A 24404-nucleotide genomic window follows, 5' to 3' on the forward strand; every position below is an offset into this window, starting at 1 on the left:
TGGCCGAATCTACTCCGGCCGGATCAACGCCACGACATCGCCCGCGCGCAACGTCTGTCCGGGCTTCACCGACACCGACGCAATGCGGCCCGCGCTCGGCGCGTGCACGCTGATCTCCATCTTCATGGACTCGATGATCGCAAGCACGTCGCCGGCTGCGACCTTGGCACCCTCTTCGACCAGGATCTTCCAGATATTGCCGGGCACCTCCGAGAACGCACCGATCTGGCCGTCGGGAATGCCGGTCATTGCGACGCTCGCATCGATCGATTCCGCCGGCGCCTCGTCGAGCTTCATCTCGCGCCAGCGCTGGCGCTCGGCATCGAACGCGGCCTGTTGCGTCGCCTTGAATGCCGCGATCGACGGCTGCGCGTCGGCCAAGGACTTCGCGTAGTCGGCGTAGGAGAACTCGCCCTGCTCGATCCTGATGTCGTATTGCCCGTGCGGGAATGCGGCGCGTGCGTCCAAGAGCTCATCGGCATCGACCGGGAAGAAGCGGATCTTGTCGAAGAACCGCAGCAGCCAGGGATGACCCGGCTCAAACACTTTCGTGGTGCGCCATGTGTTCCAGACCTGGATGGTGCGGCCGAACAGCTGGTAGCCGCCCGGCCCTTCCATGCCATAGATGCACATATAGGCGCCGCCGATTCCGACTGCGTTCTCCGGCGTCCAGGTCCGCGCCGGATTGTACTTCGTGGTCACGAGGCGATGCCGCGGGTCGAGCGGGGTTGCCACCGGCGCGCCGAGATAGACATCGCCGAGGCCGAGCACGAAATAATCGGCGTCGAACACGATGCGGCGGACATCGTCCTCGCTGCCGAGCCCATTGATGCGCCGGATGAACTCGACATTCGACGGACACCACGGCGCATCCGCGCGCACCAGCTCCTGATACTTGCGCATCGCAAGCTCGGCCTCTGGGTCCCGCCACGACAGCGGCAGATGCACGGTGCGGCTCGGCACCCGCATGGCATCGACCGGCGGCAGGTCGCGCTCGATCCGCCTGAGCACATCGAGCAGCTTCGTTCGCGACAGCGCCGTGCCGTCATAATGGATCTGCAGCGAGCGGATGCCAGGCGTGAGGTCGATCAGGCCGCCGAGCTTCGCATCCTCCAGCGCCTGCGCCAGCACATGGACGCGCAGCCGCAGCGCGATGTCGAGCTCCATCGGACCATATTCGACCAGGAGATTGTCGTCGCCGGCGCGGCGGTACACCACCGGGATCGGGCCATCATCGTTGCGGCCGACGATGGCGGCGCCGAGCTCGGGCGCGTGCAGCACCGTGGGGCCGGAGACCGGATCGTCGCGTTTCGCCGGAACGAAGCGGACGGTGTCGCCGGGCTTGAGCTGACCGACCTTCCAGAGTTCGTCGCGCGCGACGACCGCCGGACAGACGAAGCCGCCGAGACTTGGTCCGTCCGGCCCCAGAATGATCGGCATGTCGCCGGTGAAATCGATCGAGCCGACCGCGTAGGCATTGTCATGAATGTTCGACGGATGCAGCCCAGCCTCGCCGCCATCGGCGCGAGCCCAGCGCGGCTTCGGACCGATCAGCCGCACACCGGTGCGGGCGCTGTTGAAGTGCACCTCATAGCTCGACGCAAACAGTGCTTCGATGTCCTCGTCGAGGAAGAAGTCCGGTGCACCATGCGGGCCGTAGACCACGCCGATCTGCCACGCCGAAGTCAGCTCCGGCCGCTCGTCCTCCGCAGCGGGCCGCGGCGCCGCAAGGTCTGACGTCTCGGCACTGATATGCAGCACATCGCCGGCCTTGAGCGATCCCGTCGCATGGCCGCCAAACGCGCCGAGCGCGAACACGGCGCGCGAGCCCAGGATCTCCGGCACATCAATGCCGCCACGCACGGCGAGATACGCGCGCTGGCCCGCGCCCCTGATACTGCCGATGACGAGCGTTTGACCGGCGCGCACCGCGACCGGCTCGTCATGGGCGACATCGGCGCCGTCAAGCGATGCCTTCATGCGTGCGCCCGAGAGCGCGACGATCGCATCGGTGTTGAAGCGCAGGGTCGGCCCGTTGACGGTCAGCTCCAGCGCGGTAGTTACTTCCGGATTGCCGACCACGCGGTTGGCAAGACGAAACGATCGCTCGTCCATCGGGCCGCTGGGCGGCACGCCGACATGCCAGAGATGCAGCCGGCCGGGCAATTCCTGCACGCCGCTCTGCGCCCCCGGTGCGACGACGTCGATGGTGCGCGGCCGATAGCCGAAGGCGCCGAGCACGCTGGTCGCCACCCGCCCACTGCGGAACACATCGGACGCCGCGATCGCGCGGAGATAGTCGAGATTGGTCTCGATCCCGGCCACCACCGTGTCATCCAGCGCCTGCGTCAGCTTTGCGATTGCGGCATCGCGCGTCTCGGCCGACACGATGATCTTGGCCAGCATCGGATCGTAGAACGGCGACACCTCGGTGCCGGTCTCGATCCAGCCGTCGATCCGCGCATCCGTTGAGAAGCTGACCTGGGTCAGCCGGCCCGCGCTTGGGCGGAAGCCCGCGCCCGGATTCTCGGCATAGAGCCGCACCTCGATCGCCGCGCCCTTTGGCGTCAGCGTGCCGGCATTGCCAAGCACGTCCTCACCGGCCGCCTGCCGGATCATCCATTCGACGAGGTCGACGCCAGTGACCTGCTCGGTGACGGGATGCTCGACCTGGAGACGGGTGTTGACCTCGAGAAAGTAGAAGTCCTCGCGCGCGACGTCATAGATGAACTCCACCGTGCCGGCGGATTCATACGACACCGCCTTGCCGAGCGACACCGCGGCCGCGTGCAGCCGCCGCCTGATCTCGGCGGAGAGGCCAGGCGCGGGGGTCTCCTCAAAGACCTTCTGGTTGCGCCGCTGCAGCGAGCAATCGCGTTCGCCGAGCGCGACCACATCGCCCTTGCCGTTGCCGAAAATCTGCACCTCGATGTGGCGCGCCTGGGCGACGAACCGTTCGAGATAGACCCGGGCATCGCCGAAGCTCGCCCGCGCCGTGCGCTGCACGGATTCAAAGCGCTCGCGCAGCGTCGCCATGTCATGGCAGAGCTGCATGCCGATGCCGCCGCCGCCGGCCGTACTCTTCAGCATCACCGGGAAGCCGATGGCTTCCGCCTGTTGCAGCGCCTCGTCGATGGTCTCGAGCAGGCCGGAGCCCGGCAGCAGCGGCACGTCGCTGCACTCGGCGATCTCGCGCGCGCGGTGCTTGAGGCCGAAGGCGTCGAGATGCTCAGGCCGCGGCCCGATGAACTTGATGCCGTGCTCGGCGAGCCGCTCGGCAAAGCGCCGGTTCTCCGACAGGAAGCCGTAACCGGGATGCACCGCCTGCGCGCCGGTCGCGAGGCACGCCGCCATGATCGCATCGACGTTGAGATAGCTCTCCGCCGCCGGCGCCGGGCCAATGCGCACCGCCTCGTCGGCCTCAAGCACCGGCCACGTGAAGCGGTCGGCATCGGAATAGACCGCAACCGAGCCGATGCCCATGCGGTGCAATGTTCTGCCGATCCGCCCGGCGATCTCGCCGCGGTTGGCAATCAGGACTTTGCTGAACATGCCTCACGCCTCCGGCTCGAAGATCGTGACCTGCACCGGCGTCGGGAAGAAGCCGTTGCAGGGATTGTTGATCTGCGGGCAGTTCGAGATCAGGCACAGCACGTCCATCTCGGCCGCCAGCTCGATGGCGTCACCGGGCTTGGAGACGCCGTCGACCACGGTGAAATTGCCGGCGGGATCGATCGGCACGTTCATGAAGAAGTTCAAGTTCGGCACGATGTCGCGCTTCGACATGCCGTACTTCGCGGCTTCGATCACAAAGTTCTCGCGGCAGGCGTGCTGGTAGCGGGTCTGGTGCCCGAACCGCACGGTGTTGCTCTCGCAGGAGCAGGCGCCCGCCGACGTATCGTGCAGGCCGCAGCTATCAGCCACCACGCACAACATCACCCGGCCTTCATTGGACATGATCTTCGTGCCGAGCCCGACATAGGCCGAGCCTTGCGCGCGCAACGTATCCTGCCCACTGTAGCGCTCCTGATGGTCATCGGCGCGATAGAACAGCGTATCGACCGCCTGCTGGCCATGGGTATCCGTGATCCGCAGCGTCTGCCCCTTGCGGATAACGGCGGACCACGGCTTGCGCGCGGGAATTTCCACGTCGAGAACGATGCGGCCACGGGTCTGAGCGAACTGTGTGGTCATCGCACGGCTCCTTCGCTCATCTCGCCGAGATACAGCGCGTTGTTCTGATAGGCGCGGATCGCCTCGGCCGTCGCGTTGCGGCAGAGATCATCGGCCGCGAGCTTGCTCGCGCGATAGCGCACGATCTCCACGCTCGTTCGCGGATAGCTCTCCGCCGGATCGAGCGGATGCGGACAGTTCGACAGCGCGATCAGCAAATTCATCTCCGCGCGCAGATCGACGAAATCTCCCTTTTGCCGGCGCGCGTCGGACCAGACAAACTTGCCGTCCGCGTCGATCGCGACCGGTGCAAAGAAGCTGACGCAGGGATGCACGTCACGGCGATCGAGCCCGAGCTTCGCCGCGGCCAGGATGAAATTGTCGCGCGTGTTGCGGAAATTCCCCTCGCCGTATTTCGCCTGATTGGTCGCAGCCGTCGAGCCGCCGACCACCGCGTCATGCGCGGCACTGCTGTCCTCGATGATGCCGAGCAGCGCACGCCCCATGTCCGAGAGCAGCACGCGTCCCTTCTGCAGCCGCGCCGCCCACTGCACCTTGATGGTGTCGGCGTGGTTGAGCCGCTCGGCGGTGTCAGCGCTGTTCCAGGCGAGCAGGCTGACGGTCGATGTCCCCGAACTGTTGACGATACGCAGCGTCTCGCCGCGGTTCAGTCGCGTGGTCCAGTACCAGCCGGCCGGAATCGTCTCGCGATGGATGATCGCATCAGTGGCGATCGGCGCGGCGTCGCGCGCGGTCGGCGCCGGCAGCGCCCGCGGCGCGTGCTCCTGCCCGGCAGCCTTCAGCTCGTTGTAGCGTCGGGTATGCGCCGCGATCTCGGCCTTCTGTTCCTCTGTGAGGATCATGGTTGCTCCTTCAAGACGAGAGCGCCGGGCCGTCCCGGCTGATGCTCCTGGTCTGACCGGGTCGTCCCGGTCGGAGCTGGTTGAACCGACGACCGCAACTCGGCGCTGCGGCGTGGAAAGATCTCGAGATCGCGCGACACGGTGGCGCCGTAGCGCTCGCGCTCCTCGGGCCGGTTGCGCTGCCGCTCCAGCGCGATCACGCGCGTCGCGAGCCCGAACGCCTCGCTGAGGTCATGCGTCACCATCACGACCGTCAGATGGGTCTCATTCCAGAGCCGCTTCATGAGCAGATGGATGTCGGCGCGAATTCCCGGATCTAGCGCGCCGAACGGCTCGTCGAGCAGCAGGATCTTTGGGCCACGCATGATCGCCTGCGCCAGCGCGAGGCGCTGCTGCATGCCGCCCGACAGCGCCGACGGGTATTTGCTCTCCTGACCGGCGAGCCCGACCTCGGCGAGCAGCGCCATGGCCTCGTCGGTGGCGGCGCGCCGCGCGGCGCCGAACAGCCGGGCCGTGAATTTGGCGTCGCGCAGTTCGCGGCCGAGCAAGACGTTTTGCAGCACGGTCAGATGCGGAAACACCGAGTAGCGCTGGAACACCACGCCGCGGTCGGCATCCGGCTCGGCCCGCAACGGCTTGCCGTCGACCAGGATCTGGCCGCGGCTCGGCTGCTCCTCACCGAGCAGCATCCGCAGCAGCGTGGTCTTGCCGCAGCCGGACGGACCAACCAGTGCAATGAAGGCGCGCGGCTCGACCTCCATCGTGATGCGTTCGAGCACGATGTGGTCGCCGTATTCCTTCCAGACGTCGTCGAACCGGATCGCGCTCATTCCGCCCTCACCGACGCAAACCAGGGAAACAGCCTGCGCTGCAGGACGCGCAGTCCGACATCGATCAGGAACGCCAGCAGCGTGATCCAGGCGACATAGGGGATGATGACGTCCATCGCCAGATAGCGGCGCACCAGGAAGATCCGGTAGCCGAGCCCGGAGTCGGAGGCGATCGCCTCGGCCGCGATCAGGAACAGCCAGGCCGGGCCGAGCTGCAGCCGCAGCACGTCGATCAGCCGCGGCAGGGTTTGCGGCATCGCGATGCGCAGCGCGATCTGCCAGGTCGAGGCGCCGAGTGTCTGCGCCTTGACGATCTGCTCGCGCGGCAGCTCCTGCACCTTCATGGCGAGGTCGCGGATCATGCAGGGTAATGTCCCGATCACGATCAGCGCGATCTTCGAGTTCTCGCCGAGGCCCATCACGATGAACAGGATCGGCAACAATGCCAGGGGCGGCACCATCGAGGTGACCGACACGAAGGGCCCGAGCAGGGCATTGGCGCCCGGCAACAGTCCGATCACGATGCCGAGAACGAGCGCCGCCACCGTCGAGACCGCCAGCGCCGACCCCAGCCGCCCCAGGCTGGCAATGGTGTCGGTCGCCATCAGATAGCTGCCGGTGCGCGGGTCGACCTCGAATGCCATCTGCTTGACGGCCTGCACCATGTTGGGCAGCGCCGGCAGCAGCTTGTCGTTCGGGTTTTGCGCGAGCCGCGCGCTGGAGCCGGCGAAGTAGGCGATTGCGACCAACAGGAACGGCAGCGCGAGCAGATAGAATCGCATCTGCCGTCCCGGCCGTATGTTCACAAGTCGCATGTCCGGCTCCTGCTCGAAGCAATGCTACGTGGTCAGAGCTTGCCTTTGGCGGCTTCGTCCATGTAGGTCGGGTCGAAGCGCAGCTTGACGTTCGACTTGTCGCCCAGCACCGACTTGTCGGCGAGCTCGATCCCGACGGCATCGGCGGATTTCGCGCCCTTGCCCAGCAGATCCTTGTCGAACAGGAACTTGCGCACCCGATCCATGGTCACGCCGATGGTCTGGCTGCGCGTAAAGGCTTCCGCGTCGGTTGCCTTGTCGAACAGTTTTGTGGTCGAGAGCTGGCTGTCGAAACCGGCGAGATCGGTGCCGGAGGCCTTGGCCATCGCCTCCTTGGCGGCCTTCGCCGCGGGATCGTTCGCCGTCATCTTGGAGAGCGTCTCATACCAGATGCCGACCAGCGCCTTGGCGAAATCCGGATTGTCCTTGGCGACCGCGGTGTTGACCACCATCAGGTCCATGATCTCGCCCGGGATCTGCGAGGAGTCGAACACCTTCTTTGCGTCAGGCGAGCCGAGGATTTCCGTCACGATCGGATTCCAGGTCACGACCGCATTGACGTCTGATGTCTTGTAGGCGGCCGCGATATCGGCATCGGAGGTGTTGACGACCTTGACGTCCTTCTCGCTCAGCTTGCTGGTCTCGAGCGCGCGGGCCAGCAGATAGTGCGACACCGAGAACTCGACCAAGTTGACCGTCTGCCCCTTGATCGCGGCGAGATCCGACTTGTTCTTGAGGATCACGGCATCGTTGCCGTTGGAGAAATCGCCCATCACGACCGCAGTGGTGTCGACACCGCCGGCCGCCGGAATCGACAGCGCGTCCATGTTGGTGATGGTGACGGCATCATAGCCGCCGGCGGTGTACTGGTTGATCGATTCGACGTAGTCGTTGAACTGCTTGACCTCGATCGCGATGCCGTATTTGTCGGCCCACTTCTTGACGATGCCGGTGTCGGCCGCATAGCCCCACGGCATCCACCCGACATAGATCGACCAGGCGACCTTGAAACTTTTCTTCGGTGCGGCGTCAGCGACGGATGCTGCCGCGAGCACGATCGCGCAGCCTGTGACAACAGAGCGGAGGAAGAAAGAGAACTTGTTCATTGCCGATCCCTCTTGCGAAACTTCACAAAAAGGGACTGGCGAAAAGACCATCGCTCCGCCAATCCCTTGGCTAACGAGGTCTCCCGGGCTTTTATCCCGCCGTGCACCTGCGGGGATGTCTCCCCCGCAAGCGGCTGCTCTCGGACCAGCACCTTGCTTAGCAAGATCGGAACCCTAGCGGCCAACTCGACGCCATTGATGCACGAGGCGTGCCACAGCACCGGCGTTTGAATCTCATAAGATTTTTCGTCACACACCGCGTAGCCGCGTGAACGCTCTGCTTAAAAACTACGCAGGCCTGCCCAGAATTGGCTCTGTCATTCCGTTACCGGCGTCAGCAGGATGCCTGCTATCGCTGATGTCGAGGGGAAATTCGATGCGGATGCTCTTGAGGGCCCTTTGGCGCGGGCTGCATGGCCGCTACGGCCTGACGCCGCGATGCGATGTCGGCGGTCCGGCGAGGACCAGGCTCTGACGCGCGTGACCAGTCAGCTCTTCACGGTATTGATCGCGACACTTTCCTTATAGGCCGCCCGTGCCGTGACGCGGTCGAGATAGGGCGTTGCGACCTCGCAGACCCCGACACCGTAATCGATCGCCCACACCAGGCAGGTCGTCAGCAGGATATCCGCGCTGGTGAATTGATCGCCCATCAGATATTGCCGGCCGTCCGACAGGGCGACTTCAACGTGCCGCAGTTGCTGGCGAAAATACTCGGCCGCTTTCACGACAACGTCCGGAGCATGGCCGTAGATATGGGCGAGGCCTTGGACGTCATGGCGGCGCATCACATAGAGGCTGGTCGAGTCCAGCTCGGCCACGATGAAGAAGCACCATTCCAGCCATCGCGCAAAGTCGCGCTCCTCGACGGGAACGAGCGAGATGTTCCGATTTGAATAGTGGCGCGCCAGATAGGCGACGATGGCGGCACTCTCCCCGATCGTGAAGTCGCCGTCCTGCAGCAGGGGAATCTTCTGCCGTGGATTGAGCAAGGTGTATTCCGGCGTCTTGGTCTCGCCCGAACGCGGCAGGATCGGCTTGCAGTGATAGTCCAGCCCCAGTTCGTGCAACGCCCAATGGGCCCGGATCGTCCGCGATGTCCCCACCCCCCATAACGTCAGCGTCTCCGTCATAATGTCACCATTTCTCGACGGAGGGACGCAGATCCAGTTCATGGCTCCATCCGTCGCGGCTCTGCTGGTGCACGAACCAGTAGGCCTCCGCGATCGAGGACGTCCGGGTCAACGTGTCAGGTGGGATCTCTGATGCGTCGACGCCGGTGGCGGCCTTCATCCGCTGGTGGATGGCCGGGCTGTCGACACCGGCATCGATCAGGAGATGCGCGACGTGGATGTTCTTCGGCCCGAGCTCGCGCGCCATCGCCTGGGCGACCGCGCGCAGGCCGAACTTGGCGGATGCGAATGCGGCAAAGCCGCTGCTGCCGCGCACGCTCGCGGTCGCGCCGGTGAACAGCATGGTGCCGCGGCCATGCCGCAGCATGTGCCGGGTCGCCTCGCGCCCGACCAGAAAGCCGGCGAAGCAGGCGAGCTCCCAAGCCTTGAAGAACAGCTTTTCGCTGGTCTCATGCAGCTCCTTCTTGACGTTCGAGCCGGCATTGAACAGGCAGACCTCGATCGGCCCGAACTCGCGTTCGACCCGCTCGCATAGCTCCTGCACCTCACTCTCGCGCCGCGCGTCGACACTGAGCGCATGCACCCGGCTGCCGGCGGCGGTCAGTTCCTCCACCAGCGCGCCCGATTTCGCCGCATCGCGCCGCGCGATGCAGACGGTGTAGCCGCCGGCGGCGAAGCGCCGCGCCACCGCGGCGCCGATCGCATCGCCCGCGCCCACCAGCAAGGCAGTCTTGTTTGTCTCGGCCATAGGACATCTCCCACCGACGGCAGTTGTTCAGTTCAGCAATGGTGACGTTGCGTGGCGCGATCGCTCAGACCGCGCGCACGGCCTTCTGCTCGATCATCTCTGCGATGGCGGCTTCGCCGTAGCCGAGGTCGGACAGCACCTGTCTCGTATGCTGGCCGATGCGCGGGGCCGGGCCGCCGATCGCGGCGGCATCGACCTCGAAACGCGCCGCGGGTTTCGGTTGCCGCACCGTGCCGACGCCTGGCTGCTCGAGCTCGGCGATCAGCCCGCGGGCGACCACCTGCTCGTTGGCGATGATTTCGCCGCGCCGCAGGATCGGCGCACAGGGCACGTCGGCCGCATCGAGCCGGGCGAGCCATTCGGCAGTGGTGTGTCTGCCGATATAGTCCTGCATCCTGTTGATGCGCGCCGTTGCATTGACCGAGCGCGAAGCCGGCGTGGCGAAGCGTTCATCTCTGGCAAGCTCCGGATCGCCCGTGGCCTTGCAGAAGCCCTGCCATTCGGAATCGGAGATCGTCCCGCAGGTCAGATAGCCGTCCGAGGTCTGGAACACGAGATCCGGACGATCGTTCGGATCCGCCGTCCCCTGCTCCCGGCCGACCACCGTGTATTGCATCATGCCTTCCGGCCAGAGATAGGCGATCATCGCGTCGAGCATCGCCACCTGGATATGCTGGCCGCTGCCGGATTTTTCCCGCGCGTACAGCGCCGCCGTGATCGCCTGCGCGGCATAGACCGCCGTCGTCTTGTCGGCCACGATGGTCCGGATCATCTGCGGACGGTTGGTCACCGGCTGCGCCTGGATATCGCAGAACCCCGACAGAGCCTGCACGATGGGGTCATAGACGCGCTTCTTGGCGTAAGGCCCGTCTTCGCCGACGCCGCTGATCGAGACATAGATCAGCCGCGGATTCTTCTTGCGCACCTCGTCCGGACCGAGCCCGAGACGCTCCATCGTGCCGGGCCGGAAATTCTGCACCAGCACGTCGGACTGCATGACCAGCTTGCCCAGCACGTCCCGGCCGGCATCGGTTTTCATGTCGATCGAGAGCGAACGCTTGCCGCGGTTCGACGAGATAAACAGTGCCGAGAACTCGCCGGTCTTGTCGACATTGGCCCGGCTGCGGCGGGTGATGTCGCCGCCGATCGGCTCAACCTTCAGAACATCCGCACCCTGATCGGCCAGAAACATCGTCGCGAACGGGCCCGAAACGACACCGGTCAGATCAAGTACGCGAACTCCCGCCAATGGCCCTGGCATGCTTTGCTTCCTTTTCCAATGCGCGGATGCGACCAAACCCTGAGCGCAACCTCGGCATACGATGGACCGTCCACTGGTGCTTGCGGGAAAGCGCCTCGACTTGCAAAAAAGCGCCGAAACTTACGCCCGGCCCTGCTGCCGGAACATCGACGGACTGACACCCGTGACCTGCCTGAATGTCGACGAGAAATGCTGGGCGTGGCTGAACCCCGATGCCAGCGCGATGCTGGTCAGGCTTTCATCGGTGTCGCTGAGGCGACGCTTGGCGGTTTCGATGCGCAGGCCCAGCACATAGCGATGCGGACTGGTGCCCATGCTTTCCTGGAACGCGCGCAGGAAATGCCGCTTGCTCAGGCCGGCAACATCCGACAGTGCCGACAGCGAGATCGTCTCGCCAAGATTCTCCCGGACGAACGCCTCGATCCTCCGCAACTTGAGCGCCGGCAGTCCGCCACGGCTCGGAGCCTTCGCCGGTTCCGCGCCGCGCGACAGCCGCGCCATATGGGCCAGCGCCTGGCTGGCCCAGCCTTCGGCGAACAGGTCGAACAGATTGTCCGGCGTGGTTGCTTCCTGGCAAAGTTCGGAGAGACCGCGGCAGAGCTGGTCATGGCCGAACGCAATCGCGGGCGTTTCGATCAAGCCATGGAGACGGCTCTGTACGAACTTCGGGTCGAGGAACACGACCACATAGTCGAACGCCGGCCCGACCGACCACTCGCCCTCGATCTCGGTACCGGCCGGAAACAGCGCGAGGTTGGCCGCGCTGGAGAACTCATATTCGACCGGACGGCCGTTGATCGTGGCCTGCAACCGCGAGCAGCCGTTGCGGAACCAGAACAACGTCAGTTCGGGCTGGCGGAAGTGCCAGTTCATGCGGGGCCGCGAGGTCCGGCTGAGCAGCTCGACCCTGATCGGCTCCGATCGCGCGATGACGGACGATACAAGCTCACCGCCGACCTTGCGGACAAACCGCTCCGGACGCGCTTCCTCCATGGGACATCTCCTCCGCGTATGGCACGGATGGTAAGTTCCAAATCAGAATTGACTATTCGGAGCCAGAAATCCAGCCCTTTGATGGCTGATCGCCAAGATGTTAGCGGGCAGGTTCGGCGGATAGCGCACGCGAGAGACCGCGTGCCGCCCTCACATTCGGTGGCGCGCGGGGGGATCGGCGCCGCGATTGCCGGGCGCCTTGCAGAGGAGAGGTGGATGGGAGGCGGCAGGCGCCCGGCGCAGCGCGCGCCGAGCGGGCCGCATTATCCGGCGACCCGGAGCGCGGTCACCGCGACGCAGGCGTTGCCGAACGGAATCAGCACCACCTGCGCGCCGTTCGGCAGCGCGATCGTCGCGAGGTCACCAAGCGTGCCGTTCTGCCCGTTGAGCTTTGCGAGTTCGGCTGCAACTGTCGGGCAGCTCTCCGGGCTCGGCGTCACCCGCACCAGATTGCCTTCACAGGACGACCCGACCGGCGCGGCAAACACGATGCCGGCGGCGCGCTGGGCAGCGCTGCCCTGAGGCGCCTGGAGTGGCGCGAGCGCAACCAGCGACTGCACCGAATGCGAATTGCCGGCTTTGGAATCCCACTGCGACTGCGCGGTGTAATTGGAGTTGGTCGCGAGACCGCGGCCGAGCAACCCGAACAGATTGGCGCAGGTCGCGACGTTGCCCTGTCGCGCATGCTCGTCGAACACGGTCGGTTGCTGCCCGGCCTGCTGCGGCGGAACGGATGCCGCGGCAGCCGGTGGCGTCTGCGCCTCCTGCGGACGCTGCTTGTGCGGCTGCGGCTTCGCGGCAGCGGCGGCAGGCTTCTTGGCCGGCGCGGGTACGGCCGGCTGCAAGGGTACAGGTTGCGTTTGCTGCGCGTAGACCACGACGCCGGCAGCACCGAGCGCGGCCACGACGACCGCAACAAAGATCAATCCAAGGGTGCGCCGCATCGACAATCCGTCCTTTTCACTTCGCACTTCAGTTTCGAGTTGGACGCCGGAATTCCAGATCCGCATGTCCGACCTCGCTTCATTTCAGCTTCGCCAGCACGCCGGACAGTCCGTCGAGCGGCGCTTCCAGCACGATCGGCCCTGCTTGCGGAAGCGGATAGGACACCAGGCACGGCGTCGCCGCGCGGATATGCCGCCTCAGCACATTGCCGATCGCGATCGTGGCAAAGCAGAAATTGGCGTCGCAGCGATCGGTCTGCGCGACGATGCGGTCCGGACTATTGCCCATCGCAAGCTCGATCTGGGCGCCGACGCCGGCGGCTGTGGGAATCCGCATCGCCATCAGCGGCTTGCCGTCGGCGGTCGCAATCAGCGACCAGTTGAAGGCGACCGCGCCCTGCGCGTTGACGATCGACTGCGTGACGTTGCAGACGCGGCGCTTCGATTTGAGGCTCTCGTCGCAAATCAAGGTCCAGTTCTTGAACGGCTGGATCATCCGCCTGAACTCGCCGAGCGTCTCGCCTTCCGGCACCGCGACGTCCGACGGCTTCACGGTGTAGGCGGATGGCAGCACGCCCTGCGCGGCCGCATTCACGGCCGCGCAGAGCCAGATCGCCAACGCCAGACACGCCAGCCGCCTCGTCGCCGTCAGGGTCAATTGAGCGTCAGGCTCACGCCGGCGCTGACGCCCCAGTCGCTGCCGGCGGTGGTCGCCGCCAAATTGCTGCGCAGCCGGCTGTTCTCGCTGGTGTAACCGATGCCGAAGGCGAGCGCGCCCTGGCTGCGCCAGACGCCGCCGCCGGCCGATGCGCTGATCTTGCCGGGCCGGTCGTCATAGCGCAGCGATGCCGCGGCCATGCCGATCGCGGCGGCACGCCAGGCGTCCTGCCGCACCTCGCCGATCTGACCATTGAGCTGCTGAAATGCGCTGTTGAGCTGGTTGACGTTGACCGCATCGGTGCCAGCGACGCCCGCCGCCACGTTGCTGATGGTGACCGGCCCGCTGCTGCCGCTGTTCAGCGTCACCTTGTTGGTGGTGTTCCCTGAGGCATCGGTGTCGTAGCGGATCGAGCCGCTGGAAACCGCCTGCAGCTGGCTGACATTGACCGCATCGGTCGCGGCCGATCCGGCGGCAACATTGGTGACGCGGCGTTCGGCCCCGGACGAGCCGACCGACACTTCGCCGGTCGCAACCCCCGCGACGCTCTTGCCGACGACGGGCGTATAGGCCGCATCGCTCAGATTGGCCGTGGTGGTCGAGTTCGCGCCGAGCGCAAGCGAGTTGGCCGAAGTCGCCTTGGCGCCGGCGCCGATCGCGACCGAGTTGGCGCCCGATGCGGCCGAGCCGTTGCCCATCGACACTGCGTTCGCGCCGCTTGCGACCGATTGCGGGCCGATCGCAACGCTCTCCGCGCCGGTGGCGGACGAATCCGCGGCGGTCGAGTTGGCGTGGAAGTACTTGATGCCGCCGCTGCCAGTCGAGATGTTGTTGACCGTCGTATAAAGAGCGTCGAGCGAGGTGTTGGTGGCCCAGAGCTGCGAGCCGTTGATCGCGTCCGTCGAGGTCGAGCTGATCTGGCCCGCGGCGACGTTGGTGACGGTGCGTTCCGCCCCGACGCTGCCGACGCTGACGGTCGATGCCGGCGCCGTGCCGGCGAAGGCGTAGGTGGTGCCGCCGATCGTGGTGTTCTTGGTCGCGACCACCGCCTGTGTGGTCGAATTGGCGCCGAGCGCGACGTCGCCGGCCTGTGCCGTCGCCTTGGCATTCGGACCGAGCGCAACGCTGGTCGGGTTGGTGGTCTGGGATCCGGCGCCGATCGACACCGACTGGATGCCGCCGGCCACCGCATTGGTTCCGAACGCGATCGAGTCGGCGAAGTTCGATACTGAATTTTGGCCGATCGCGATGCCGCCGGGTGCGGTCTGCTGCACGGTTGCACCAAAGCCCATGCCGATGCCGTTGTCGCCATTGACCACGGTCTGCGGTCCGACCGCGACGGAATTGTTGCCGACCGCGAGCGAGTCGGCGAGCGTCGAGTTGGCGTGGAAGTATTTTGTCGTCGTGGTCGCGAACGACGACAGCGCGCCGGTCAGCTGCCGCACGGTGACGGCGTCGCTCGACTGGGTGCCGTCGGCGACATTGGTGATCTGCCGATAGCTCGTGGCATTGCCGACCGACACCGCGCCGAGCAGCGCGAGATCGGTGGTGTTGTAGGGAATGATGGTGCCGCCGATGATGCCGGACGCCGGCGCGATCGCGCGGTTGGAGATCGAACCCGAGCCGATCGCAACGCCATCGGTGACCGAGGCCTGGGTGTTGAAGCCCAGCGCCGTAGCATTCGCGGCCGTCGCCGACGCGGCGACGCCGGCAGCCATCGAGTTGACGCCGGTCGCTCCGTTGTTGGTGTAGTTCGCCTTCTGGATGCCGCCGTCGTTGACGCCATAATAATGCGTCAGGCCGTTGCTGACGAGGGTCGAGAGGCTGTCGATCGCCGAAGTGGCGGCAAACAGCTGCGAACCGTTGATCGCATCGGTCGAGCCGTTGCTGATCCGTCCCGCGGCGACGTTGGTGATGGTGCGCTCGGCACCAACGGCGCCGACGCTGACGGTCGAGAGCGGTGTCGTGCCGGCGAAGCTGTAGGCGGTGGTGCCGATGGTGATGCCTGACGTGCCGACCGCCGTGGTGGTCTGGCTGCCCGAGCCGAGCGCAATATCGTTGGCGTTCGCGGCGGTCGCGCCGCTGCCGATCGACACCGAGCCGCTGCCGGTCGCGGTCGACACCGGCCCGATCGCAACCGAATTCGTCCCGGCGGCCGACGAGTCGGCCAGCGTCGAATTGGCGTGGAAATACTTGATGCCGCCGCCATTGTTGATGTTGTTGACGGTGGTCGCGAGACCGTCCACGGCCTGGTTGGTGGACCAGAGCTGAGAGCCGTTGACCGCATCCGTCGAGCCGTTATTGAGCCGTCCCGCGGCCACGTTGGTGATGGTGCGCTCGTTGCCTACCGTGCCGACGCTGACCGTCGAGGTCGGTGTCGTACCGGCGAAGCTGTAGCTCGTACCGTTGATCACCGTATTCGGGGTACCGACCGCCGTCGTGGTCTGGCTGCCCGCGCCGAGCGCGACATCGTTGGCATTCGCGGCGGTCGCGCCGTTGCCGATCGACACCGAGCCGGCGCCGGTCGCCGTCGACACCGGCCCGATCGCGACCGAGTTCGTCCCGACCGGAGACGAATCGGCCAGCGTCGAATTGGCGTGGAAATACTTGATACCGCCGCCGGTGTTGATGTTGTTGACGGTGCTCGCAAGGCCGTCGACCGCCTGGTTGGTGGCGAACAGCTGCGAGCCGTTGACCGCATCCGTCGAGCCGTTGTTGAGCCGTCCCGCCGCGACATTGGTGATGGTGCGCTCGGCGCCGACGGCGCCGACGCTGACGGTCGAGCCCGGCGTCGTGCCGGCGAAGCTGTAGGTGGTGCCGTTGATCACGGTGTTCGGGGTGCCGACCGCGGCGGTCGTCACGCTGCCGGAGCCGAGCGCGACCGCATTTGCGTTCGAGGCGTTGGCATTGGCGCCAAGCGCGAGCGAATTGGCCTGGCTGGCCGTCGCGGACGTACCGCCGGCAAAGGAGCTGGCGCCCGATGCCGTCGCACCGGCGCCAACGGCGCCGGATGAAGAGCCTGACGCGGTCGCGGCGGTGCCGAGAGCAATCGAATCGTGACCGGATGCCTTCGGACCGCCGCCAAAGCCGTTGCCGATCGCGATGGCACCATCATTCGTGGCCTGCCCCGCACCGATGGCAACGGCCCCGGTCTGCGGCGAATTGCTGAGCGACGCGGCAAGCGCGCCCGAACCGAGCGCCGTGTCGGATGATGCCCGCGCCGCGGCGCCGGTGCCGACCGCAACACTGCTCGCGCCGGCGGCACTCGCACTGACGCCGGCCGCGAGCGCGTTGGCGCCGGTGGCTCCGGCGTTGTTGTAGTTGGTGTCGGTTCCCGGCGTCGCGCTGTTGACGCTGTAGTCGTGGATCGCGCCGGCGGCGATCTGGCTCGAGAGCGTATTGGCAACACTGTAGAGCTGCGAGCCGTTGATGGCGTCCGTGCTCGACGTGCTGATCCGTCCGGCCGCGACGTTGGTGATGGTGCGTTCCGCGCCGACCGCGCCGACGCTGACCGTCGAGGCCGGGGTGGTGCCGGCGAAGCCCGAATAGGTGATGCCGTTGATCACCGCGTTGGGCGTGCCGACCGCGGCAGCCGTGACGCTGCCGGAGCCGAGCGCGACATCGCCGGATTTTGCCGCCGCCGTGGCGCCGTTGCCCAGTGCGATATTGCCGGCAAGACCGGCGGCGCCCGCGGTGGAGCCGTTGCCGAGCGCCACGGAGCCCTGCCCGATCGCCTTGTTGTTATTGCCGATCGCGACCGCGCCGTTGGCCTGGTTGGCGGCGGTGGCGCTCGCCGTGCCGTCACTGTTGGCGATGTTGTTGGCGCCGCCGGTGAAGGCGCCGGTGCCGCTGGCATAGCTGGGATCGCCGATCGCCACGGCGCCGTTGCCATAGGCGGTGTTGTTCGCGCCGATCGAGACGGCCTGACCGCCGGTTGCCACCGCGTTGGTGCCCAAGGCCACCGCGTTGGCGGAACTGGCCGCGGCATTGTTACCGATAGCGATGGCGCTTGTAGCCGACGCCTTGGCGCCGATGCCGAGCGCGGTACTGGCTACTCCGCTGGCGGTGGCGCTGACGCCGGCCGCGAGAGAGTTATCTCCTGTCGCGTTCGCTCCGGACCCGAATGAGGAGGCGTTTTGGCCGCTGGCAACGGCTGTGTTGCCAACCGCAGTGCTGGCAGCGGCGCTCGCATTTGCGGCAGTGCCGATCGCCAGCGAACTCGTGCCGGCGGCACTGGCTCCAACGCCGGTCGCGTTCGAATTGATGCCGGCGGATGCCGCATTGTTGCCGATCGCGATGCCGCCGGTCGCCGTGCTGCTAACGATTGCGCCCGATCCAATCGCGACCGAGCCGCCGGTGCTGAGCGCCTGCGCCTGGTTGCCCACAGCCACGGCAAAATCTGCACCTGCTTTGCTGGAGCTGCCTCCGGCGAATGAGTTGATCCCCGACGCGACCGCCTGCTTGCCCAAAGCAGTCGCGCTGTCCGCCGAGGCAACGGACGACCAGCCTCCGGCCCACGAAAAGTTACCGCTCGCCGAGGAGCTGACGCCGACAGCGGTCGCATTTCCACCGGTGGCAGCAGCGAATGTGCCCAAAGCGCTGGCACCGGCTGCGGCCGCATTGGCGTTGACGCCGAGCGCGACCGCATTGATGTTGCTTGCGATCGTGCCGGCACCCAGCGCCATTCCGCCGTCGCCCGTGGCCGATGCGTTCCGACCGAGTGCGACCGCATATTGTCCTGATGCTGCGGCAAGGTAGCCCTGCGCGATCGCATAGATGTTGCTGGCGCTCGCGCCGTTTCCGATCGCAGTCGACTGATTTCCCGTCGCACTGGCGGAGGTGCCGAACGCGCTCGCGCCGGTGCCGCTCGCGGTGGCCGTCGTGCCGACCGCGGTCGACCATGGTCCGGTCGAGTTCGTGCCGGTACCGATGGCGATCGCCTCGAAGCTGAAGCCGGCGGGAGCGGTGCCGCTCGCATTGGAAGCGGCGCCGATTGCGATCGGAGAGCCTTGCCCGATTGCGTTGGCCTTGGCGTTGGCGCCCATCGCGACGGCAGACCCGGACGAGGACGTCGCCGACGCATTGGTGCCGACTGCCGTTGCACCGCCGCCCGAGGCGACGCTTCCAGTGCCGGCGTTGTAGTTCTGCGCGCTCGCAACCGAAGTAGCGGCGACCATGATCGCGAACGCACCGAGCGTTGCGGCCATCGTGGAGGTGACCCCGCCGACGCCGAGCGCACCAAGCCCGAGCCGGTCGCGCTTCACACCCAGTGTCCGGTGCGCCTGACGCAGCACCGCCAACAGCCGACGCCGCAGCGAACGGCTGCCCGCATCGCCCGAGGCGACCCAGCTCCGCACGAAGCCGGTGCGGCCTTGACGCTTCAGCGATTCGGATGAGTTGCGTGCGACAACCATGGTGCGACCCCTTCGTGACATCTTGTCCAGACGTCGGGGGTGCCATGCCGCGGACTGTGCCGACATGCGTGCCCTTTGGGACCGCATGTGACGAAATGAAGACAGCGCAACGCACGCCTGCCTTCCTGTCCCGGCCAACGATGTGTCGAACTCAACGAGCGCGATCTTGCCACCCAGCGCTCGCTCGACTGCCCCATCAATGTGCCCCGAGTCGTCATATCAAAAATGATAGACACATATTTGACAACGTCACTCAGCAGCCCGTCCAAATAGCGCGCAGATCGTCTCACAAGTTGAATGATTTGCTCGATGCACCGTGGGGTAATCCGCAAATATTCAACCGGCAGTTGACCTGCGACGCACGCGTTCACGCATCTCGCGCGGACTGACGCCGAACTCGCGGCGAAACGCGCGCGTGAAATCCGACGCCAGCTTGAAGCCGTGACGATAGGCGATCTCCTGCACTTGCCTGTCGGTGGATGCGACCAGTTCGGCATGTGCTGCGCGCAGCCGCTTGCGCAGGATATATCCGGCGACGCCGCCGACGCTCTCGAATGCACGGTAGAGTGCAGAGCGCGATATCCGCAATTGCTGCGCAATGCGATCCGGCGTCAGATCGAAGTCGCCGAGATGCGTCTCTATATAAAGACGAGCACGCTCGAACAGCACCGATTCGATTGCGCCGCGCGCCTGCTCCAGCCGGTCCGAAGACAGCTGAATGCATGCGGCGATCATCTGTGCGGTCGCTCGCCCCGCCTGCCTCAACTCCTCCGGCGACATCAGGACCAGGCGCGTTTCGAGTCTGTCGAGATAGTCGGACAGCAGTTCGATCAGATTGCCCGAGAGCAGAATGTTGCAGGCGTCGTTAAGCTGATCGGCCACGTCTGCGAATGACCGGCGCGGCAAAGCAAGCACCAGGCCATCATAGTCGGTGATGCTGCCGCGGAAATCATCGTCGAGCGAGATCAGGAACATCGCGCCTGGCCCGGCGTGAACCCGCCGCTCTGCGGTTTCGAAGCGGGCTTCGCCGGAGCGCAGGCGGAACAGCCACCAGATATCGACCGGCGCGCCGTGCGAGGGCTCGACGACGCGCGCGAATGTTTGATCGGCAACGCGTCCTGACGTGAAGACGACGTCGGCCATGTTGCAGGTCAGGTACTCCACCTCGAACCCCTGCGCGGGGCTGTAGCCATCGGGCGGCGCGACGTCGATCAGCGAGGCCATGCGCGCCTTCCAGACCCCGAACTGTTCCGATGGCGGATAGAGCCGTGTCGTGAAAAGCCGCGGTACCGCCGGGACTATGTCCCTGATGTTCCGGGGCTCGCGCGGCAGGGGAACTTGTTCGAGGAGCCTGGCGGCACTTGCCGGCGCATTGTCGTCTTCTGGCATGTCATTCCGTCCCCCGTGGTCGCAAACGACGAACGTCGTCTCAACGGGGGCGCATTCCCAAGGTTGCGTCGCCGGCCGCTGACTGGCAGGCGAATTTCTGGCGGACAAGGAAGCAGCATTTTCGGATGCGGACATCACCCGCTTACGCCGGCCGCTCCTGATAGGGCCGATGGGTCCTGCGGCAGTCGGGCTCACACATGGCATTCATCATTGTCGCGTCATAGCCGGATCCGGCCCGGAAGCTCCGTCACCGACTCGGTCTGACCGATCTAGAGAACAATCTGTGCGAGAACCAGAGCGGCAGCAACGTGCGCCGTGAAGAAATCCAACATTGCTTTCATGCGATGCGATCGGGCAACGCAACATCGCAGAGACTTCAGAAAATTTTCTCGATCTTCGCGCTGGGACAAAATGAATGTCGAGAGAGCGCCGCAACTTATGCACGGTACATGACACATCGCGAATCCCGCGCAAAGAATTCGCGTCGACCGCGCCTGAAGACGCTTGCCTAATCATGCGGCATTCCACCACGTGCGACGTCAATGAGATCGATGGGAACGGAACACGCGCGCACGAGGCGCACATGTCGCAGCACGCTGCGGCATTTTCATCTGAACGTCGAGATGACGAAAGTCATGATGGCTCATGACATTCGCCGGTCAACACGCCCGCCATGCCGAAGGGCGAGCCTGATCGCACGCCGGCGACAGAGCATGCGGTCCTCGATCGGGCGTCGCCCGGCTATGCCTTGCCTTGCCCGATCCCGTCGAGCCATGCCGCAAAGCGCGGATGCTTCGCGAACCTGCCTTGCACGACCGCCAACTCCTGCTGGAAGACCGGCAAAGAGAGCACCCGTTCGATGTCGGGCTCCCTGATCTTCCAGATTCCCGGCGGAACGAAGCCATGCACCTTGAGCTCGTAGAGCTCAAAGATCGAGAAGATGACTTCATGCACAATTCGGCGCTCGTCCGGCGTCATCTCAATGGCGCCGCCAGCGCCCTCGTCATGGAACGCCGCCGTTGGCAGGCGACGCCGCAGATCGGATATGCGCTCGGAATATCTGAGGAAGATGTCGGCTCCCAGACGCCGGTTGTTGGTGTGCAGCGCCGTGTAGATCGCGGTGACGCCGACGATAATGGTCCCGAGCGTCATGAACTTCAGGATATGATCGAGCACTGCGATGTCTCCTTCGACCTTCCGTGATCGTGCCGGGAGCCCTGTGCACACTGTGCCCCTCGCCCTTTATTGCCCGAGGCGCCGCGATCGTCGAGATGCGGATCACTGATTGAAGGCCGCCGGCCTCAGGAGCCGGGGTCATTCTGGTGGCCGATTATCCCGGCAACCGCGCCCGTTCCGGATAGCCATGCGTCGGCACGGCGGCAATTGGCCCTCGACGAAAGTCGCAATAAATGGACCGCGCGCCTGTCGTAGATTTGTAACCATCTTGCAAATCGTTATCGGGCAAAAGTCGCGGGCAGCCTTCACGCAACCTTTTGCAAACTCCAGACTGCCTACCGTCACCGGATATTATAGTGATAGTGGGGACGGGAATGGCTGGACTGCGGCCGAACATTTCAATACGGCTCGGGGCCGCGATCAGGGAACAGCATTCGGGCGTTGAGCGTGATTCCGCCGTTCCATCGGTCGGAACAAACCCCGAGGTCGAGCGCCTGCGCGGCGTCATTGCACGCCTGATGCACACGGCCGCGCATGACCAGCTGACCGGACTTCCGACGCGCAGCCTGCTGCTCGAGCGGCTGGATCTCGAACTGGCGCGCGAGGCCGATGACGGCGCGCGGATCGCGGTCCTGTTCGTCGATCTCGACAACTTCAAGCTCGTCAACGATTCACTCGGCCATAGCAGCGGCGACGAGGTGTTGTCCGAAATGGCCCGGCGCATCCTTGGCTGTCTCGGGCCGGAAGATACTGCGAGCCGGTTCGGCGGCGACGAGATGGTGGTTCTCCATCCGCGCGCCTCGGGCTGCTCCGGAGCGGACCTCGGCAGGCGGATCCTTGCGGCGCTGGCGGAACCGATCCTGCTCTCCGGCAAGGAAGTCGTGGTATCGGCGAGCGTGGGGCTCGCGCACTGCAAGCCCGGCACCAAGGGCGCCGAACAATTGCTGCGCGAGGCGGATACCGCGCTCTATGCGGCAAAGGTCCGTGGCCGTGCGCGACTGGCAGAGTTCAACGACGAGCTGCATGCCCGCGCCGAGAAGCGCGTTCAGATCGAATCCGATTTGCGGGCGGCGCTGCGGGAATCGCAGCTGTTCGTGGAGTATCAGCCGCAGGTCCGCCTGAAGGATGGACGCGTCGTCGGCGTCGAGGCGCTGGTGCGCTGGCGACATCCGGAGCGCGGCATCATCTCGCCCGCTGACTTCATCCCAGTCGCTGAGGAATGCGGGCTCATCGTCAAGATCGGACGGCAGGTGCTGCAGGAATCCTGCCGCCAGCTCGCCGAGTGGACGAGGCTGATGCCTGGCTGCCCGCTTGCCATGACCGTGAACGTGTCGCCGCGCGAGCTCGCGGAGCCCAACTTCATTCAGGAGCTCCGCCAGGTTCTCGCCAGCACCAATGTCGATCCGACCGCTCTGTGTCTCGAAATCACCGAAAGCGTCATGATGAGCGCCCCGGATGAGGTCGTCCAAATCCTCGATCAGATCCGCCAGCTCGGCGTGTTCGTCGCGATCGACGATTTCGGCACCGAGCACTCATCGCTGTCGCGCCTGCGCGACATGCCGGCCGAAGTCTTGAAGATCGACCGCAGCTTCATTGACGGTCTCAGCAGCGAGCCCGGCGATACGGCGATCGTATCGTCGATCCTCAGCCTCGCCTACGCGATGGGCAAGCACACCATCGCCGAGGGCGTGGAACGGAGTGAGCAGGCCGCAATGCTGCTCCGCATGGGTTGCGACGTTGCCCAAGGCTATTTCTTTTCGCGGCCGGTTGCCGCCGAACAGATCGCGCCGATGCTGACCAGGGCGCTCTGGCATCCGAGTTCGGGACGCGCGCTGCACGCCGCGCAGCCGGTGGAGGGACCAGTGCGGCGCGGTCATCATTATTTCATCGACGAATTCCTTGATCACATCGGGGCTCCCATGGGCACCAAGGCGACGGTCTCGCGATGATCTATCTCGTCATCGGTCTCAGCAATCTGGCGATCGGACTGGCTTACGCCGGCCTTGGGGTCTTGTCGGCCTGGGAAACGGTCAGCCTGCATCGTTACCGCGGCTGGTCCCGCTTCGGCATCGGATTTTCGATGATGGCGGCAAGCTGCGGCCCGCATCATCTGGTGCACGGCTTCCAGGTGCTGCAGGGCGAAAGCGTGTCCTGGTCGATGCTCGCCGTCACCCTGCTCGGGCTGCCGGCAGGTCTGACATTTGTGTACCTGCGGTTCGAGACGATATTGGGTGGCCAGGGCGAGCGATTGATCGCTCTCTCGCCGCATCGCGCGATGTTGCTGGTCGGCGGCTTCGCCATCACGGCAGGCTGGCTGGCGGCCTGGGCGATGGCCCAGCCCGGCGCAAACATCCCGTTCCTGTGCACGTCAGCCGAACTTGCCGCCCGCGTGGCGATGCCGAGCACCTGGATCGACGTCGCCTCGGCCACGTTCTATGCCAACGTGTTCGTCACCGTGACCTACGGCCTGGTCGGTTGGTACCTGGCTGACCATCAGGTGCGCCGCTATCTGGCGACCGGTGTGTGGTCGCTGTCGGGGGCCGCATTGGCGGGCGTCTTCTTCTCCTGCGCGCTGATCCATCTCATTGACGCCACGACGCACGGCAGCGGATCGATGCTCGTCTTCGACCTGATCGGCATTCCCGCCTCGGTTTATTTCCTCTGGGTCGTCGAGCAGCTGCACAGCGACTCCGTGCTGGACTGGAATCGGCGTCCGTTGGTCGGCGCCGCGGCCGCACCGGCGCGGCCCTCACCCTGGAGCGGCAGGAACCTGCAGCACTGACCGGTCTTGTGGGTGCGATCGGCGCCCGGCTTTCGCTGCGCCCTCAACTAATGGAGAGGCGGAACGAGATCCAAAGCTCGTACAAAGAGTGTCGCGAGAGCGCGGATCTGTGACGCGCA

General features: G+C 65.5%; 17 protein-coding genes and 1 riboswitch. Of the genes, 2 read left to right on the forward strand and 15 right to left on the reverse strand.

Annotated elements, in window-relative coordinates; genetic code table 11:
* Positions 1-9: 9 nt before the first annotated feature.
* The 15 genes from uca to ACVIGA_RS14615 form a co-directional block, all read right to left on the reverse strand.
* Positions 10-3552 carry an urea carboxylase gene (uca, locus tag ACVIGA_RS14545; RefSeq protein ID WP_456666917.1) on the reverse strand — a complete coding sequence of 1181 codons (3543 nt, stop codon included), beginning with the start codon at positions 3550-3552 and terminating at the stop codon, positions 10-12.
* Positions 3553-3555: 3 nt separating this feature from the next.
* A complete protein-coding gene (locus tag ACVIGA_RS14550; RefSeq protein ID WP_456666918.1) occupies positions 3556-4194 on the reverse strand; it encodes an urea amidolyase associated protein UAAP2 in 639 nt (212 codons plus the stop codon).
* Positions 4191-5036, reverse strand: a complete 846-nt coding sequence (locus tag ACVIGA_RS14555; RefSeq protein WP_456666919.1) for an urea amidolyase associated protein UAAP1 — start codon at positions 5034-5036, stop codon at positions 4191-4193. Before ACVIGA_RS14555 ends, ACVIGA_RS14550 begins: the two co-directional genes overlap by 4 nt.
* Positions 5033-5866 (reverse strand): ABC transporter ATP-binding protein, encoded by an 834-nt coding sequence (locus tag ACVIGA_RS14560; protein WP_456666920.1) that lies wholly within the window; start codon positions 5864-5866, stop codon positions 5033-5035. Before ACVIGA_RS14560 ends, ACVIGA_RS14555 begins: the two co-directional genes overlap by 4 nt.
* A complete protein-coding gene (locus tag ACVIGA_RS14565) occupies positions 5863-6681 on the reverse strand; it encodes an ABC transporter permease (protein WP_456666921.1) in 819 nt (272 codons plus the stop codon). The genes ACVIGA_RS14560 and ACVIGA_RS14565 overlap by 4 nt, the downstream gene beginning before the upstream one ends.
* Before the next feature lie 32 nt (positions 6682-6713).
* The gene (locus ACVIGA_RS14570; RefSeq protein WP_456666922.1) at positions 6714-7787 is read right to left on the reverse strand and encodes a putative urea ABC transporter substrate-binding protein; all 1074 of its coding nucleotides are present in this window, start codon (positions 7785-7787) and stop codon (positions 6714-6716) included.
* 78 nt (positions 7788-7865) lie between these two features.
* Positions 7866-7976: riboswitch (guanidine-I (ykkC/yxkD leader) on the reverse strand.
* A gap of 299 nt (positions 7977-8275) precedes the next feature.
* Positions 8276-8920 (reverse strand): glutathione S-transferase family protein, encoded by a 645-nt coding sequence (locus tag ACVIGA_RS14575; RefSeq protein ID WP_456666923.1) that lies wholly within the window; start codon positions 8918-8920, stop codon positions 8276-8278.
* A gap of 4 nt (positions 8921-8924) precedes the next feature.
* Positions 8925-9668 (reverse strand): SDR family NAD(P)-dependent oxidoreductase, encoded by a 744-nt coding sequence (locus ACVIGA_RS14580; RefSeq protein WP_456666924.1) that lies wholly within the window; start codon positions 9666-9668, stop codon positions 8925-8927.
* Between the two features lie 64 nt (positions 9669-9732).
* On the reverse strand, positions 9733-10929 hold the full coding sequence (locus tag ACVIGA_RS14585) for a CaiB/BaiF CoA transferase family protein (protein ID WP_456666925.1): 1197 nt from the start codon (positions 10927-10929) through the stop codon (positions 9733-9735).
* A gap of 120 nt (positions 10930-11049) precedes the next feature.
* The gene (locus ACVIGA_RS14590; RefSeq protein ID WP_456666926.1) at positions 11050-11922 is read right to left on the reverse strand and encodes a helix-turn-helix domain-containing protein; all 873 of its coding nucleotides are present in this window, start codon (positions 11920-11922) and stop codon (positions 11050-11052) included.
* Between the two features lie 263 nt (positions 11923-12185).
* Positions 12186-12866: a hypothetical protein gene (locus ACVIGA_RS14595; RefSeq protein ID WP_456666927.1), complete on the reverse strand. Its 681-nt coding sequence runs from the start codon at positions 12864-12866 to the stop codon at positions 12186-12188.
* 79 nt (positions 12867-12945) lie between these two features.
* A complete protein-coding gene (locus ACVIGA_RS14600) occupies positions 12946-13524 on the reverse strand; it encodes an invasion associated locus B family protein (RefSeq protein WP_456666928.1) in 579 nt (192 codons plus the stop codon).
* On the reverse strand, positions 13521-18938 hold the full coding sequence (locus ACVIGA_RS14605; protein WP_456666929.1) for a beta strand repeat-containing protein: 5418 nt from the start codon (positions 18936-18938) through the stop codon (positions 13521-13523). The genes ACVIGA_RS14600 and ACVIGA_RS14605 overlap by 4 nt, the downstream gene beginning before the upstream one ends.
* Positions 18939-19274: 336 nt before the next feature.
* Positions 19275-20522, reverse strand: a complete 1248-nt coding sequence (locus tag ACVIGA_RS14610) for a helix-turn-helix domain-containing protein (RefSeq protein WP_456666930.1) — start codon at positions 20520-20522, stop codon at positions 19275-19277.
* Positions 20523-21068: 546 nt separating this feature from the next.
* Complete coding sequence (locus tag ACVIGA_RS14615) at positions 21069-21503, reverse strand: hypothetical protein (protein ID WP_223966901.1); 435 nt, start codon at positions 21501-21503, stop codon at positions 21069-21071.
* A gap of 374 nt (positions 21504-21877) precedes the next feature.
* Between ACVIGA_RS14615 and ACVIGA_RS14620 the strand changes: the two genes are divergently transcribed.
* A complete protein-coding gene (locus ACVIGA_RS14620) occupies positions 21878-23452 on the forward strand; it encodes a putative bifunctional diguanylate cyclase/phosphodiesterase (protein WP_456666931.1) in 1575 nt (524 codons plus the stop codon).
* On the forward strand, positions 23449-24285 hold the full coding sequence (locus tag ACVIGA_RS14625) for a hypothetical protein (RefSeq protein WP_456666932.1): 837 nt from the start codon (positions 23449-23451) through the stop codon (positions 24283-24285). The genes ACVIGA_RS14620 and ACVIGA_RS14625 overlap by 4 nt, the downstream gene beginning before the upstream one ends.
* Positions 24286-24404 lie beyond the last annotated feature (119 nt).

The sequence above is a fragment of the Bradyrhizobium sp. USDA 3240 genome, from assembly GCF_054063295.1.